Raw genomic sequence first — 16,329 nt, 5'->3', positions numbered from 1 at the left:
GGTCGGCTCCCTCTCCCTCTGGGAGAGGGCTGGGGTGAGGGGCTTTTCAGGCCAGAATACGCTCGAGAGTCCGAGTGACGCCTTCTTCACGCAAGCTATTCAGGCACCACTCAAACGCCGCAACAAAATCTGGCGAACGCGGTATCGCCACCCCGAAAATCTCCTCAACCCCCAATAACCGCTCAGTGATCAAAGCATCCTCTGCCACCAACCCCTGACAGAACGCGGCCCGAGGATCCGGAATCGAATAAGTGTCACCATTCTCATCCACACCCTTCAAGTAAAGCGCCCAGGCCGCCACCACCAACGCTGCCCGTTTGGTCTCCTGCCCATCGGCAATCAACCGATTGATCGTCGGAATAGTGAACTTGGGAAACTTCGACGACCCATCCGAACAAACCCGCTCAAGCTGATCGGCAATCGCCTGATTGGAAAACCGCGCCACCAGCGTGTCCTTGTACTCGGTCAGGTCGATCCCCGGCACCGGCGCCAGTTGCGGGGTCACGTCCAGGTCCATATAGGCGCGCATGTAGCGCACGAACAACGGGTCGTTCATGGTTTCGTGAACGAAGCGGTAACCCTTCAAAAAGCCCAGATAAGTCAGGGCCAGGTGACTGCCGTTGAGCAGTTTGATCTTCATCTCTTCGTAGGGCGAAACATCATCGGTGAACTGCACGCCGACCTTTTCCCAGGCCGGGCGGCCGTTGACGAACTTGTCTTCCAGCACCCATTGCACGAACGGTTCGCACACAACAGGCCAGGCGTCGTCAACGGCGTGTTTGTCCGCCAGTTGCAGGCGATGCGCGGTGCTGGTCATCGGCGTGATGCGATCGACCATGGCGTTGGGGAAACTGACGTTGGTGTCGATCCACTCGCGCAGGTCCGGATCCAGCAAAGCGGTAAAGGCCAGCAGTGCCTTGCGGGTGACGGCGCCATTGTGTGGCAGGTTATCGCAAGACATCACCGTGAACGCCGGAATGCCCGCCGCACGGCGTCGGGACAGTGCCGCGCAGAGGAAACCGAACACGGTTTTCGGCTGTTGCGGGTTCGTCAGGTCGTGCTGAATCTGCGGCAGGTGCGCCATGAATTCGCCGTTGCTGTCGTCGATGCAATAACCGCCCTCAGTGATGGTCAGCGAGACGATGCGGATCTGCGGATCCGCGAGCTTGTCGATCAGCACCTGGGCGCTGTCCTCGGCCAGCAGCATGTCGCGGATCGCGCCGATGACCCGGACTTCGGTGTCGTCGCTGTCGCCGAGTTCGAACAGGGTGAACAGGTAGTCCTGCTCCTTGAGATCGTCGCGGGCGCGGCGGTCTTCGGCGCGCAGGCCGACGCCGCAAATCGCCCAGTCCAGCGCTTCGCCGGTGTTCATCAGCGCATCGGTGTAATACGCCTGATGCGCGCGATGGAAGCCGCCGACGCCAATGTGGGCGATGCCCTGGCGGGTGTCGCTGAGGCTGTAGGCCGGAAGCTTCACTTCGAGGGCCAGGCGGTTGAGGTTTTGCTTGTTCAGTTTCATCGGGTCAGTCTCGAAATCAGGCGGCCGCGCGCAGCGGGCGGGTCAGCGCCACGCCGTCGGCATCGAACAGATGGCAGTGGGCAGCGTCCAGGTGCAGGTTCAATTGTTCGCCGTAACGGCTCGCCAGATCACCGCGCACGCGCATGGTGAGGGCTTCGCCGGCGTTGGTCTTGACGTGGCAGAAGGTGTCGCTGCCCAGCCGTTCGCTGACGTCGGCGGTGACTGGCAGGGTGCAGTCGCCCGGTTGCGCCAGTTCCAGATGTTCCGGGCGAATGCCCAGGGTCACGGCGCTGCCGACGCTCAGGTTCGACGCGTTGAACGGCAGGGTGATGCGGGTGCCGGCGTCCAGCGAGACTTCGCAGCTCGCGCCGTCGATGCGCGCGATCTGGCCTTTGAGAAAGCCCATTTTCGGCGTGCCGAGGAAACCGGCGACGAACAGGTTGGCGGGATTGTGATACAGCTCCAGCGGCGAGCCGACCTGCTCGATCTTGCCGCCATTGAGCACCACGACCTTGTCGGCCATGGTCATGGCTTCGACCTGATCGTGGGTCACGTAGATCATCGTCGCTTTCAAATCTTTGTGCAGGCGCAGCAGCTCCAGGCGCATCTGTACCCGCAGGGCGGCGTCGAGGTTGGACAGCGGCTCATCGAACAGGAAGATTTTCGGGTTGCGCACGATTGCCCGGCCGATGGCAACGCGCTGACGCTGGCCGCCGGACAGTTGTTTCGGCTTGCGTTCGAGCATCGGGCCCAGTTCGAGTATGCGCGCAGCTTCGCCGACTTTCTTCTCGACTTCAGCCTTCGGTACGCCGGCCAGATCGAGGGCGAACGACATGTTTTTCTTCACGGTCATGTGCGGGTACAGCGCGTAGGTCTGGAACACCATCGCCAGATCACGCTTGGCCGGGCTGACTTCGGTGATGTCTCGTCCGTCCAGTTCGATGGTGCCGCCGCTGACTTCTTCAAGACCGGCGATCAGTCGCAGCAGGGTGGATTTGCCGCAGCCCGACGGGCCGACGAACACCACGAATTCCTTGTCGTTCACCTCAAGGTCGATGCCCTTGATGATGGAAAAACCTTCGAAGCCTTTTTGCAGATTCTTGATTTTCAGGTTGGCCATGATGGCGCTCCTTTTGCGAATTCTTATTTGACGGCGCCGAACGACAGGCCGCGCACCAGTTGTTTCTGGCTGATCCAGCCGAAGATCAGGATCGGCGCGCAGGCCAGCGTCGAGACAGCCGACAACTTGGCCCAGAACAATCCTTCGGGGCTTGAGTAGGAGGCGATCAACGCGGTCAGTGGCGCGGCTTTGGACGAGGTCAGGTTCAGCGACCAGAACGCCTCGTTCCAGCACAGGATCAGCGACAGCAGCACGGTCGAGGCGAGGCCACCCTTGGCGATCGGCAGCAGCACGCGGAGCATTTCCTGGGCGAGGGTGGCGCCGTCGAGGCGGGCGGCTTCGAGGATGTCTTTGGGGATGTCCTTGAAGTAGGTGTAAACCATCCAGACCACGATCGGCAGGTTGATCAGCGTGTAGATCACGATCAGCGCAATGCGCGTGTCGAGCAGGCCGAAACTCTTGGCCAGCAGGTAGATCGGCATCAGCACGCCCACCGGCGGCAGCATCTTGGTGGAGAGCATCCACAGCAGCGTGCCCTTGGTGCGCTGGGTTTCGTAGAACGCCATCGAGTAGGCCGCCGGCACCGCAATCAGCAGGCACAGAGCCGTGGCGCTGAAGGAAATCACCACCGAGTTCCAGGCGAAACTGAAGTAATCGCTGCGCTCGTTGATGTGCAGGTAGTTCTCCAGCGTCGGCGTGAAGATGAACTGCGGCGGCGTGGCGAAGGCGTCGATTTCGGTCTTGAAACTGGTCAGCACCATCCAGAAGATCGGGAAGAAAATGATGATCGCGATGGCCCAGGCCAGCGTGCCGAGCAGCAGGCTTTGCAGCCGGCGGGATTGTTGAAGAGTCATGGCAGGCCTCAGGCTTTGTCAGTCAGGTTTTTGCCGATCATCCGCACCAGAATGATCGCGGCGATGTTGGCGATGACCACGGCGATCAGGCCGCCGGCCGAGGCCATGCCGACGTCGAACTGCACCAGCGCCTGGTTGTAGATCAGGTAGGCGAGGTTGGTCGACGCGTAGCCGGGGCCGCCATTGGTGGTGGTGAAGATTTCGGCGAACACCGACAGCAGAAAGATGGTTTCAATCATCACGACTACGGCAATCGGGCGTGCCAGGTGCGGCAAAGTCAGGTGCCAGAAAATCGCGATCGGGCCGGCGCCGTCGAGGCGGGCGGCTTCTTTCTGTTCCTGGTCGAGGGACTGCATGGCGGTCATCAGGATCAGGATCGCGAAGGGCAGCCATTGCCACGAGACAATGATGATGATCGACAGCAGCGGGTAGTGAGCGAGCCAGTCCACCGGTTGCGCGCTGAAGAGCTTCCAGATGTAGGCGAGGATCCCGGACACCGGGTGGAAAATCAGGTTCTTCCAGATCAGCGCACCGACCGTGGGCATGATGAAGAACGGCGAAATCAGCATCACCCGCACGATGCCGCGACCGAAGAACTCGCTGGCCTCCAGCAGCGCACTGATCAATACGCCGAACACCACGCTGATCAGCAGCACGCTGCCTACCAGCAGCAAGGTATTGGTAGCGCCGGGCATGAAGCCGGAGTCGGTCAGGAAGTAAGTGAAGTTTTCCAGCCCGACAAATTCGTTGGTGCCCGGGTCGAGCAGGTTGTAGCGGATCATCGAGAAATAGACGGTCATGCCCAGCGGCACGATCATCCACAGCAGCAACAGGGCCACCGAAGGGCTGACCAGAAACCAGCCGGGATTGGCCACACGGCTTTTGCGCCGGGGCTGCGACAGGTCGATGTGGGCTTTGGCAGTTGAAGTATTCATGGCGTTTACAACCGAGTCATACAGACCTATGGAGATCCCATGTGGGAGCGACGGTGCGACGATTCGACTTGCTCGCGAAGGCGTCGTGTCAGACAACAAAATGTTTCACTGATACACCGCTTTCGCGAGCAAGCCCGCTCCCACAGGAGGCAGGAGCAAGCTTTGCGAGTTACTTCGGATAACCCGCGCGCTTCATCTCGCGTTCGGTGGTTTGCTGGGCGGCGGTCAGCGCCTGGTCGACCGTGGTCTGGCCGATCAGTGCGGCGGAGAACAGCTTGCCGACCTGAGTGCCGATCCCCTGAAACTCGGGAATGGTCACCAGCTGGATGCCGATGTAAGGCACAGGCTTGAGGGAGGGTTTGCTCGGGTCAGCCGCTTTCAGCGATTCCAGCGTGACCTTGGCAAACGGCGCGGCGCTCATGTAAGCATCGCTGTAGGTCGAGGCGCGAGTGCCCGGCGGAACGTTGGCGATGCCGTCGGTCTTGGCGACCAGTTCGCCGTATTCCTTTGAGGTGGCCCAGGCGCTGAATTCTTTGGCGGCGTCCTTGGCCTTGGAACTGGTCGGAATCGCCAGCGCCCACGAGTACAGCCACGCCGAGCCTTTGTCGGTGACCTGATGCGGCGCGTAGGTGAAGCCGACGTGATCGGCGACCTTGCTTTGAGTCTTGTCGGTGACGAACGAGCCGGCGACGCTGGCATCGACCCACATTGCGCATTTGCCGCTGTTGAACAGGGCGAGGTTTTCGTTGAAACCGTTGCTGGAGGCGCCCGGCGGGCCGGATTTCTTCATGGTGTCGACGTAGAAGTTCAGCGCGTTCTTCCATTCCGGACCATTGAATTCCGGTTTCCACTGCTCATCAAACCAGCGCGCGCCGTAAGCGTTGGCCACGGTGGTGATCAGCGCCATGTTCTCGCCCCAGCCGGCCTTGCCGCGCAGGCAGATGCCGTACTGCTCCTTGTCCTTGTGGGTGAGTTTTTCGGCGAAGCCGGCAATCTGTTCCCAGGTTGGACGCTCCGGCATGGTCAGGCCGGCGTCCTTGAACAGGTCGGTGCGGTAGTAGGTGATCGAGCTTTCAGCGTAAAACGGCAGGGCGTACAGCGAACCCTTGACTGACAGGCCTTCGCGTACGGACGGGAACACGTCATCGAGGGCGTAGCTGGCCGGCAGATCCTTCATCGGCTCCAGCCAACCCTTGGCACCCCAGAGTGCGGCTTCGTACATGCCGATGGTCAACACGTCGAACTGACCGCCCTGGGTGGCGATGTCGGTGGTCAGGCGCTGACGCAGAACGTTTTCTTCCAGCACCACCCAATTGAGCTTGATGTCCGGATGCTCGGTCTCGAAGTTTTTCGAGAGCTTTTGCATGCGGATCATGTCGCTGTTGTTGACGGTGGCGATGGTCAGGGTCTGGGCGCCAAGGCTGACGCTGCTGAGGGTCATGCAGGTGAGGGCCAGCAGAGCTTTTGCAGTGGGTTGCATCGTGCACTCCTTTTCTGCACCCGGCGGGGGCAGAAGGACAGTTATTGTTTTTGTGTTCTTCCGGCGGGGGAAGAATGTGCACTGATTACAGCCTTCTGGCGCAGGGCTGACAAATCATCCCTAGCACTCGAATCGATACTTTTTTGCACTCTGGATTGGCGCGATAAACGCAGGGAAGGGCGTTTCAGCAGGGCGATGGGCGCGAAACCGTACAGATTTTCCTGTTCAGCCGTGGTTTTGCTCGGTCAGGCGCTGCACCACCAGCCGCCGGTAATGCGAAGGCGTCATGCCTTTGAGCTGCTGAAAGCGCCGATTGAAATTGGAAATATTATTGAAGCCCGACTCAAAGCACACTTCGGTCACCGGCTTGTCGCCATCAGCCAGCAACTCGCAGGATTTACTGATGCGCAGGCGATTGACGAATTCGATGAAGTTGCGCCCGGTCGCCTGCTTGAACACGCGGCTGAAATAGGTGGGTTTCATGCCCAGGTGCTCGGCGACCTCCTCAAGGGGTAGTTCGCGGGCGTAGTGGGCGAAGATGTAATCCACCGCGCGGTTGGTGCGGTCGATGTTGTGCTCGTCGGCCAGTTGCGGGGTGGTTGCGCCGGACAGCAGTTGGTAGTCGTCGCAGGCCGCCAGCAATTCCATCAGGATGAAAAAATGCCCGAGACGGGTGATGCCGGTTGAATCGGCGATGCGTTGCATCAGGGTCATGGCCTGACGGATTGTCTGCGGGGAGCGGAATTCGATGCCGTACTGCGCACGCTCAAGCAGTGGCGCCAGGGTCTTGAGTTCGGCGAACACCTGATGACCGCTTTCGAACAACTCATCGGTGAAGTTGACCAGCATGTCGCGTTTCTCGACCACCTCGTCTTCGGCCACCTGGCTGATCCAGTTGTGCGGCAGATTGGGCCCGGTCAGGAACAGCGTCTGCGGGTAGAAGTTGCCGATGTAATCGCCGATGAACACCTTGCCCGAACTGGCGACGATCAGGTGCAGCTCGTATTCCTTGTGAAAGTGCCAGCGCACCAGCGGGCAGGGGAAACCATGCTGGCGATAGATGATGGATAACCCGTTGTGGTCATCCATCAGTTCATAGGAAGGGTCGGTGACGCGGGCTGTTCGGGTCATGGTCGGACGCTTTTTTTGTTATCGCCCGGCGATCATGCCTCTTTGCGCGGCCGTTACGCCAGTAGGCGATCAGCAGGGCGCAGGTGCGCCTTCGTCTGATTCACTGCCCGGCAGAACGACACGATGTTGGTCTCTTCGATGAAGTCGACGTTGATCACGTTGCACTTCATTGCCCAGTCACTGTTGTTCGGGTCGAACCACTCGTTCAACTCCTTATGAATATCGACCGGCCCGCCCAGCGCCGTGTAACTGGTGGCGGACAACGACCAGGGTTTCCAGGAGCCCGGTGGGGACTTCAGGACATTGCCGATGAATTGCTTCAGTTCCGCCGTTCCGGTCAGGTCGTTACCCGACCATTGATGGTTGATGTAATCGATGAACACGCTGCGATCCAGTTGCCAGTGCGAACGGGCGGCAACGAATATACGTTGCTCATTGTTGATTTGTTTAAGCTGGCCGAGGCTGGCACTCAGATTTCGACTCGGAATCAAACGGTGGCCGAGAAAGTGAATCATCATATTATTGAAATAGACATAATCGAAGTCGTTGCCATCCAGACTATGGAAGTCAAGAACAATGAACTCATCCGGGTTTTGTTTCAGGAAACTTTCCAGGTCGGTGATCAGGTTACCCAGGGTTCGGGAGTTGCGGTGCCCGCCATGGTGAGCACGAAACTTGCCGACGCCTTCTGCCTTGGAGTCGTAGATCAGGCGAATGTCCAGCACCCTTGCGCCATGGTGTAGCTGAGCGTGGAACGAATCATGCTGGCAGGCGAGCCAGTGGCGGGGTGGGCCGAAAACTGGATAATCGGCGCGCCAGTCGCTGCCGGCGTTGTGGGTTCCTGGCAGCGTCAACTCAGAAATGGAAAGAGAATCGATGGAAGGTGTCGCCGCCATCCAGTCATGGGTGGCGAAGTTGTTGTTGTCGGTCATGTATGCATCCTGCACTAGTTGATTGATTGCACCACTTTCAAATGATGAGAGTGGTGAAGGCAGGATGTTTATAGTGTTTAATTTGTTTATTTGCCAACGATGGATTGATGCAATTTATTGGCTCTTGTGTTTATACATTTCGAGAGTGAATTACTTGTTCAGGTTTTTGGCTTCAATCCACTGCGCCATGTATTGCGTACTTTTATGTGAATGATGTCGCAGCATGCTGCCGGTGAAATTGTTCCTTCTTAGTTGGGCAAGATTTTTACGGCAGTCCAACAGTTTGTTGATTAATGCCGGACCATGTATCGCTTGCTGATACACGTCCTCGAGTAGCGTTTGCCCATGGGACCGGGCCGCTTGCCAGGCAATGTCATCGCTATAAAGCTTCACTGCGGCATTGGCCAGATCCTGCGCGGTGCGGCAGATCGCCCCCGGCCATGGCTGATCGGTATGCATGCCTTCAGCCCCGATCGGCGTGGTGACACTCGGTGTGCCGCAGAGCATGGCATCAATCAATTTGCCCTTGATTCCGGCGCCAAAACGCAAGGGCGCCAGGCAGATGCGCGCATCGGACATGACCTGCAACGCATCCTCGGCCCAGTTCATGATGTGAAAACCCTGCGCGGCATTGTGCAGTGCTGCTGCCTTGGGCGGCGTGTAGGCGCCGTACAGATGCAATTGGGCTTTTGGCAGTTGCTCGCGGATCAGCGGCCAGACGGTGGATTTCATCCACAACACGGCGTCCCAGTTCGGCGCGTGACGGAAGTTGCCGATACTGAGGAAATGCGCGCGCTCCTCGAAGGGTTTCGCTGGCGTACTCGGTGGCTCGACCATCAAGGGACACCAGTGCAACAGCTCGGGCGGCAGCTTGAACTGCTGCACCAGCAACTCGATTTCCACCTGCGAGATCATCAGGTTCAGGTCGCAGCGATACAGGGCGGCGATCTCGCGTTTGGCCAGATCGGTGTCCGCCATCAGCTCGAACTCTTCAGCCAGCGCCGGGGCAAATAGCTCAGCGAAGTCGTTGGCGTCATCGCTGAGCTTCAGCCGGTCCTTCAACCGCTGATGCCGTGCATGCCGCAAGCTTTGCAGGTCCGAGGTTTCCAGTACCCGCAGGGCATCGGGGCAATGTTTCTCCACGCGCCAGCCGAATTGTTCTTCGATCATGAACTGGTCGAACAACACGATATCCGGCATCAGTTCGCTGATGAATGTGTCGAAACTGCTGTTGTTCAGTTCGATCGGGACTTCGCGGATGCCCAGCGCGGTCAGGTCGGCGCGGTGTTCGCCAGTGCCGGCCGGGCTGGCAAAAGTGATTTGCCAGCCCTGTTGCAGGAACGTCTCGAGAATCTGCATCACATGCCCGCTCGCAGCGGAGGAGCGGGGTTCCGGCCAGACGTAACCAATGACGAGGACTTTGGTTGCGGGCTGACTCATGAGAAACGGTTCCTGAAACGAAGAGACGGAAAAAAGGCGCGCGGATTAGACCATAATCCACGTGTCGGGTGATCCGTTTTTATTGGGTGTGCATCGGGCAAGACCGAGCAAGAAGACCACCGGCAGGGCGCGTGACAGCTTCATTCAGGTATTGAAGTCTCGCGTTCAGGATTGCCCGAGTACGGATTTGACCTTGTCACGCAGTTGATCAATGGAAAAAGGCTTGCCGATTACGTGCATGTCCTTCGGTACTTCAATCGTTTCTGCATAACCGCTGGCAAACAGAATCGGCAGGGCGGGGCGAATGTTGCGGGCTTCGGTGGCCAGTTGACGGCCATCCATGATCGGCAGGCCGACGTCGGTCATCATCAGGTCGATGTGCTGGTTCACGTCCTTGAGGATTTCCAGCGCCTGCTCGCTGCCGTCCGCTTCCAGGACCTTGAACTCCAATTCCTCCAGCACGTCGACGATCAGCATGCGCACGATGGCATCGTCTTCTACTACAAGGATGGTGGAAACAGGGCTGGACATAATGGCGGCTCTCAAGAATGGGGGACGGGGCACCGGTCGATCAAAAATGCCGGGCTCTTGCATGAGTAAGTGGCGCATAGCCACAAGTTCCCGAATGGATACAAAAAAGAATAGGCGCAAACGGGGGGGGCAAGGATAACCGTTGGCCTTGGATTAGGCGCAGGCAATTGTGGGAAAACAGTACTAAAGCTGTGAGAAAAATGGATCCATGGTGCCGTTTTGGGGCAAACTCCCTGGTTTTCACCAGTTCGACAAGGCTGCCACATGTCCTCTCCGTCTTCGGTTGATGAGCAACGGTTTCGCAAACTCTTGAGCCGCAACGTCAGTTTGCCGTTGGGCGTCGGCGTGATCAGTGCGGTGTTTTTCATCTCATTGATCACCTATTTGTTGTCCGTGATTCAGTGGGTGGAGCACACCGACCGGGTGATCAATAACGCCAACGAAGCGGTGAAACTCACCGTGGATCTGGAAACCGGCATGCGCGGGTATCTGCTCAGCGGCGACGAGCACTTCCTCGACCCGTACGAGACGGCCAAGCCCCGCATCGCCGTGGCACTGAATACCTTGCTTGAACTGACTGCCGACAATCCGGCTCAAACCGATCGCCTGCGTCGTCTTCAGGCGCTGCAAACCGAGTGGGCGACGTATGCGCAGTCGATGATCGATCTGCAACGCGCGAGCGGTGATTACAAGTCCGCGGTCAAAGCGGGGAAGGGCAAGCGCCTGACCGACGAAATACGTAAACAGTTCGAAGATGTAATTGAAACCGAACAGTTGCTGCGTGCTTCACGCAACGAAGACGTGCGCCGCACCACGATCTGGAGCATCAGCCTTTATCTGCTGTTCGTGGCCGGCATCAGCGGTCTGCTGGCCTATGTCGGTCGGCGCGATCTGGTCAACCTGTCGCAAAGCTATGGCGCGACCCTGGCGGCGCAAGAGGCCAGTGCAAAACGTCTGGAACAGCAAGCCTGGTTGCGCAACGGCCAGACCCAGCTCGCCGAGCAAGTGCTGGGGCAACTGACGGTCAATCTGCTGGGGCGCAATATTCTGCAATTCTGCGCCCAGTACCTCGGCACCGCCGTGGCCGCGTTGTATGTGCGCGAGGAACATGGCGGCCTCAAACGCGTGGCGACTTACGGATTCTCTCGCGAACAGGAACAACAGAATCAAGTGATCTACAGCGATGAAGGCCTTGTCGGGCAGGTCGCCCAGCAGGCTCGGCTGATTCGTCTCGATTCGGTGCCGTCCGACTACTTCAAAGTCAGTTCCGGCTTGGGTGAAGGCCTGCCGCACAGTGTGCTGGTGGTGCCTACCAGTGATGACGAACGAGTCAACGGCGTGATCGAGCTCGGTTTCCTGCGTCCGCTCACCGATCGCGACGTGGCGCTGCTGGAACTGATCGCCGGCAACATTGGTACGTCCATCGAAGCGGCGCGCTATCGCCAGCGTCTGCAGGAAGTGCTGGCCGAAACCCAGCAACTCAATGAAGAGTTGCAGGTGCAGCAGGAAGAGTTGAAAACCGCCAATGAAGAGTTGGAGGAGCAGTCGCGCATTCTCAAGGAATCCCAGGCCCATCTGGAAACCCAGCAAGTCGAGCTGGAACAGACAAACGAGCAACTGGCCGAACAGGCCCAGACCCTGGCCGAGCAGCGCGACGCCATGGATCAGAAGAACACCGAGCTCAATCAGGCCCAGGCACAACTCGAAGAACGCGCCGAAGAGCTGCAGCGTTCGAGCAAGTACAAATCCGAATTCCTCGCCAACATGTCCCACGAGCTGCGCACGCCGCTCAACAGTTCGCTGATCCTGGCCAAGCTGCTGGCAGAAAACCCGCAGGACAACCTCAGTGCCGAGCAGGTCAAATTTGCCGAATCGATCTATTCCGCCGGCAACGATCTGCTCAACCTGATCAACGACATTCTCGATATTTCCAAGGTGGAAGCCGGCAAACTCGAAGTGATGCCGGAAAACACCAGTGTCGCGCGCCTGGCCGATGGCCTGCGCAGCGTGTTCGAACCGTTGGCGGCGGACAAGAAACTGACGTTCACCGTCGAATTGCAGCCCGATGCGCCCATCACTCTGTTCACCGACCGCCAGCGTCTGGAACAGATAATCAAGAACCTGTTGTCCAACGCCGTAAAATTCACCGAGCAGGGCACGGTCAGCCTGACCATCGCCGGCCAGCCGGACGATCGCATCGCTTTCATTGTGCGCGACTCGGGGATCGGGATTGCGCAAGATCAGCAGGAAAGCATTTTCGAAGCCTTCCGCCAGGCCGACGGCACCACCAACCGCAAATACGGTGGCACTGGCCTGGGCCTGTCGATTTCCCGGGATCTGGCGACCTTGCTGGGTGGCTCGATCAGCGTCAGCAGCGCGCCGGGGCAGGGCAGCGCCTTTACGCTGGTATTGCCGCAGCAATACAACGAACCAGGTGATACGCCGGTTGCACCGCTGACCTTCAGCCCGCCGGCCTCTGCGCCGGTCATCGCGCCTGTCGCAGCGGTTTCGCCTTTGGCGCCCGTAGACATCCCGCGCTTCAACGACGACCGCAACAAGGCACCGTTCACTACCCGCTGCATTCTGGTGGTGGAAGACGAGCCGAATTTCGCTCACATCCTCTACGACCTGGCCCATGAACTGGGCTATCAGTGCCTGGTCGCCCACGGCGCCGATGAAGGTTACGACCTGGCGAAAGAATTCGTGCCGGACGCGATCCTGCTGGACATGCGCCTGCCGGATCATTCGGGCCTGACCGTTCTGCAACGCCTGAAAGAACACGCCGAAACCCGCCACATCCCGGTGCACGTGATTTCCGTGGAAGACCGCGTCGAAGCGGCGATGCACATGGGCGCCATCGGTTATGCGGTCAAACCGACTACCCGCGAAGAGCTCAAGGACGTGTTCGCCCGTCTCGAGGCCAAGCTGACCCAAAAGGTCAAACGCGTGCTGCTGGTGGAGGACGACGATCTGCAACGCGAAAGCATCGCCCGTCTGATCGGTGATGACGACATCGAAATCACTGCTGTCGGCCTGGCGCAAGACGCACTGGAACTGCTGCGCACGACGATCTTCGATTGCATGGTCATCGACCTGAAGCTGCCGGACATGCTCGGCAACGACCTGCTCAAGCGCATGTCGACCGAGGATATTTGCTCGTTCCCGCCGGTCATTGTCTACACAGGACGCAACCTGACCCGCGACGAAGAAGCCGAACTGCGCAAGTATTCGCGCTCGATCATCATCAAAGGCGCCCGCTCGCCGGAACGCCTGCTGGACGAGGTCACACTCTTTCTGCACAAAGTCGAATCGCAGTTGTCCCATGAACGGCAGAAGATGCTCAAGACCGCCCGCAGCCGCGACAAGGTCTTCGAGGGTCGCAAAGTGCTGCTGGTGGACGACGATGTGCGCAACATCTTCGCCCTGACCAGTGCGCTGGAAACCAAGGGTGCAGTCGTGGTGATCGGCCGTAACGGTCGTGAAGCGATTGAAAAACTGAATGAAGTCGAGGACATCGACCTGGTGCTGATGGACGTGATGATGCCGGAAATGGATGGTTTCGAAGCCACCATGGAAATCCGCAAGGATCCGCGCTGGCGCAAGCTGCCGATCATCGCGGTGACGGCCAAGGCCATGAAGGACGATCAGGAGCGCTGCCTGCAGGCGGGCGCCAATGATTACCTGGCCAAGCCCATTGACCTGGATCGCCTGTTCTCGCTGATTCGCGTGTGGTTGCCGAAGATGGAACGCATTTAGTGGAACGTAGTAATCCCGTTGAACGAAACAGTGAAATCGAACTGCGGCTGTTGATTGAGGCGATTTATCTCAAGTACAGCTATGACTTTCGCGATTACTCCGGCGCCTCGATCAAGCGCCGGGTGCAACACGCGCTGAGCCAGTTCGAGTGCGCGACCATCTCGGCCTTGCAGGAGAAAGTCCTGCACGACCCGACGGCGTTCATGCAGTTGCTGCAATTGCTGACGATCCCGGTCAGCGAGATGTTCCGCGATCCGTCGCACTTCCTGGCGATCCGTCAGGAAGTAGTGCCGCTGCTCAAGACCTATCCGTCGATCAAGATCTGGATCGCCGGCTGCAGCACCGGCGAGGAGGTCTACTCGATGGCGATCCTGCTGCGCGAAGAAGGCCTGCTCGACCGCACGATTATCTACGCCACCGACATCAACCCGCGCTCGCTGGACAAGGCCAAGCAGGGGATCTTTTCGATGGAAAACGTGCGCGCCTACACCGCCAACTATCAGCAGGCCGGCGGTCAGCGCTCGTTCGCCGACTACTACACTGCAGCCTATGGCTACGCGATTTTCGACAAGAGCCTGTGCGAGAACGTGACCTTCGCCGATCACAGCCTGGCGACCGATAGTGTATTCTCCGAAACTCAATTAATTTCGTGTCGTAACGTGTTGATTTACTTCAACAAAAAACTTCAGGATCGAGCGTTCGGGTTGTTCCATGAATCATTGTGCCACCGTGGATTCCTGGTCTTGGGCAGCAAGGAAACTTTGGATTTTTCCGGCTACTCCAACCAGTTCGAACCGCTGGTGAAACAAGAACGGATCTACCGTAAATCATGAACAGTGCAGCGGATTTGCCTCGTGTCGGGGCGATTGTGGTCGGAGCTTCCGCCGGTGGCGTTGAGGCTTTGCTGACCTTGCTTGGTTCACTGCGTGCCGGGTTCGGACTGCCGATCATCATCGTCCTGCATTTGCCGGAAGAGCGCCGCAGTCAGCTCGCCGAGGTGTTTGCCCGGCGAGTGGCGCTGCCGGTCGCTGAGGCCATCGACAAGCAGGACATCACCCCCGGCACCGTGTATTTCGCGACGCCGGGTTATCACTTGTCGGTAGAACAGGATTTCAGCCTGTCGCTGAGCCTTGAAGACCGCCTGCATCATTCGCGGCCTTCGATCGACTTTCTGTTCGAATCCGCCGCCGATGCCTACGGGCCGGCGCTGGCCGCCGTGTTGCTGACCGGCGCCAACCACGATGGCGCACGGGGCCTGGCGCAAGTCAAACGCCTGGGCGGCCTGACCATCGTGCAGGACCCCGACGAGGCGCAGGTCGCCACCATGCCTCGCGCGGCACTGAAAACGCATCAACCGGATTACATCCTTCCCATAAACGGCATCGGCCGTCTGCTTGTCGAGCTGGAACGAATCGCATGCTGAGTAATATCCAGGCAAAACTGCTGATCGTCGACGATCTGCCCGAGAACCTGCTGGCCCTCGAAGCGCTGATCAAACGTGAGGATCGCACCGTCTACAAAGCATTGTCGGCGGACGAAGCACTGTCGCTGCTGCTGCAACACGAATTCGCCATGGCCATCCTCGACGTGCAGATGCCCGGCATGAACGGCTTCGAGCTGGCCGAGCTGATGCGTGGTACCGAGAAAACCAAAAACATCCCGATCATCTTCGTCAGCGCCGCCGGCCGTGAACTCAATTACGCGTTCAAAGGCTATGAAAGCGGTGCTGTGGACTTCCTGCACAAGCCGCTGGATATCCATGCGGTGAAGAGCAAGGTCAACGTCTTCGTCGACCTGTACCGCCAGAGCAAGGCGATGAAGCAACAGGTCGAAGCACTGGAGCAGAGTCGTCGCGAACAGGAAGCGCTGCTGCAGCAACTGCAAAGCACCCAGGGCGAACTGGAGCAGGCGGTGCGCATGCGTGACGATTTCATGTCGATCGTCGCCCACGAAGTGCGCACGCCGCTCAACGGCCTGATCCTCGAGACCCAACTGCGCAAGATGCACCTGGCCCGGGACAACGCCGCCGCGTTCACCCTCGACAAGATGCACGCCATGGTCGACCGCGACGAGCGCCAGATCAAAAGCCTGATCCGGCTGATCGAGGACATGCTCGACGTGTCGCGGATCCGCACCGGCAAGCTGTCGATCCGACCGAGTCGCTTCGATCTCGCGCAACTGGTGGGCACTCTGCTGGAGAATTTCGCCCAGCAGATCGAAGCTGCCGAGACCGAAGTCAGCTTCACCGCGACCGAGCCGGTGGAAGGGCAGTGGGATGAATTCCGTATCGAGCAGGTGGTGTCGAACCTGCTGACCAACGCGTTGCGTTATGGCGGCAAAAGTCCGATCCAGGTTCGGGTTTATCGCGAAGGCAATGAGGCTCGGGTCGAAGTTCAGGATCAGGGCATCGGCATCAGCGAGGAGAACCAGAAACGCATTTTTCAACAGTTCGAACGGGTCTCCGCCAAGACGGTGGTGGCCGGCCTCGGGCTGGGTCTGTTCATTTCCGAGCAGATCGTCGCCGCCCATGGCGGCTCCATCGTCGTCGAAAGCAAGATCAACGAGGGCGCCCTGTTTCGCGTTTGTCTGCCGCTCCAGGAAAACGGCAAAACAAACGCAACCTCTGAGTGA

Annotated in this window: 13 protein-coding genes; 4 read left to right on the top strand and 9 right to left on the bottom strand. The window is 58.9% G+C overall.

Annotated elements, in window-relative coordinates; genetic code table 11:
• Positions 1 to 46: 46 nt before the first annotated feature.
• The 9 genes from L6D82_RS07715 to L6D82_RS07675 form a co-directional block, all read right to left on the bottom strand.
• Complete coding sequence (locus tag L6D82_RS07715; protein ID WP_236188603.1) at positions 47 to 1,519, bottom strand: mannitol dehydrogenase family protein; 1,473 nt, start codon at positions 1,517 to 1,519, stop codon at positions 47 to 49.
• A gap of 16 nt (positions 1,520 to 1,535) precedes the next feature.
• Positions 1,536 to 2,639 carry an ABC transporter ATP-binding protein gene (locus L6D82_RS07710; RefSeq protein ID WP_236188596.1) on the bottom strand — a complete coding sequence of 368 codons (1,104 nt, stop codon included), beginning with the start codon at positions 2,637 to 2,639 and terminating at the stop codon, positions 1,536 to 1,538.
• A gap of 23 nt (positions 2,640 to 2,662) precedes the next feature.
• Entirely contained in the window at positions 2,663 to 3,493 is an 831-nt protein-coding gene (locus L6D82_RS07705) for a carbohydrate ABC transporter permease (RefSeq protein WP_007957423.1), read from the bottom strand.
• A gap of 8 nt (positions 3,494 to 3,501) precedes the next feature.
• The gene (locus L6D82_RS07700; RefSeq protein ID WP_236188595.1) at positions 3,502 to 4,428 is read right to left on the bottom strand and encodes a carbohydrate ABC transporter permease; all 927 of its coding nucleotides are present in this window, start codon (positions 4,426 to 4,428) and stop codon (positions 3,502 to 3,504) included.
• 169 nt (positions 4,429 to 4,597) lie between these two features.
• Positions 4,598 to 5,908, bottom strand: a complete 1,311-nt coding sequence (locus L6D82_RS07695) for an ABC transporter substrate-binding protein (protein WP_102716864.1) — start codon at positions 5,906 to 5,908, stop codon at positions 4,598 to 4,600.
• 225 nt (positions 5,909 to 6,133) lie between these two features.
• Positions 6,134 to 7,039 carry an AraC family transcriptional regulator gene (locus L6D82_RS07690; protein WP_011334055.1) on the bottom strand — a complete coding sequence of 302 codons (906 nt, stop codon included), beginning with the start codon at positions 7,037 to 7,039 and terminating at the stop codon, positions 6,134 to 6,136.
• Positions 7,040 to 7,092: 53 nt separating this feature from the next.
• On the bottom strand, positions 7,093 to 7,971 hold the full coding sequence (locus L6D82_RS07685) for a PI-PLC domain-containing protein (protein ID WP_134019874.1): 879 nt from the start codon (positions 7,969 to 7,971) through the stop codon (positions 7,093 to 7,095).
• A gap of 150 nt (positions 7,972 to 8,121) precedes the next feature.
• Entirely contained in the window at positions 8,122 to 9,411 is a 1,290-nt protein-coding gene (locus tag L6D82_RS07680; protein WP_236188594.1) for a glycosyltransferase, read from the bottom strand.
• Positions 9,412 to 9,576: 165 nt separating this feature from the next.
• Entirely contained in the window at positions 9,577 to 9,942 is a 366-nt protein-coding gene (locus L6D82_RS07675) for a response regulator (RefSeq protein WP_085745746.1), read from the bottom strand.
• 264 nt (positions 9,943 to 10,206) lie between these two features.
• Between L6D82_RS07675 and L6D82_RS07670 the strand changes: the two genes are divergently transcribed.
• The 4 genes from L6D82_RS07670 to L6D82_RS07655 are packed head-to-tail and all read left to right on the top strand — an operon-like array spanning position 10,207 to position 16,329.
• Positions 10,207 to 13,698 carry a response regulator gene (locus tag L6D82_RS07670; protein ID WP_236188593.1) on the top strand — a complete coding sequence of 1,164 codons (3,492 nt, stop codon included), beginning with the start codon at positions 10,207 to 10,209 and terminating at the stop codon, positions 13,696 to 13,698.
• Positions 13,698 to 14,531: a CheR family methyltransferase gene (locus L6D82_RS07665; protein ID WP_085603817.1), complete on the top strand. Its 834-nt coding sequence runs from the start codon at positions 13,698 to 13,700 to the stop codon at positions 14,529 to 14,531. The genes L6D82_RS07670 and L6D82_RS07665 overlap by 1 nt, the downstream gene beginning before the upstream one ends.
• Positions 14,528 to 15,121 carry a chemotaxis protein CheB gene (locus L6D82_RS07660; RefSeq protein ID WP_085745744.1) on the top strand — a complete coding sequence of 198 codons (594 nt, stop codon included), beginning with the start codon at positions 14,528 to 14,530 and terminating at the stop codon, positions 15,119 to 15,121. The genes L6D82_RS07665 and L6D82_RS07660 overlap by 4 nt, the downstream gene beginning before the upstream one ends.
• Positions 15,115 to 16,329, top strand: coding sequence for a hybrid sensor histidine kinase/response regulator (locus tag L6D82_RS07655; RefSeq protein ID WP_085603811.1), 1,215 nt, complete (start codon positions 15,115 to 15,117; stop codon positions 16,327 to 16,329). Before L6D82_RS07660 ends, L6D82_RS07655 begins: the two co-directional genes overlap by 7 nt.

This window comes from Pseudomonas paraglycinae (genome assembly GCF_021601625.1).
Classification (GTDB): domain Bacteria; phylum Pseudomonadota; class Gammaproteobacteria; order Pseudomonadales; family Pseudomonadaceae; genus Aquipseudomonas; species Aquipseudomonas paraglycinae.
The sequence above is the reverse complement of the archived record's forward strand: the minus strand, read 5'-3'. Positions and strand labels throughout refer to the sequence as shown.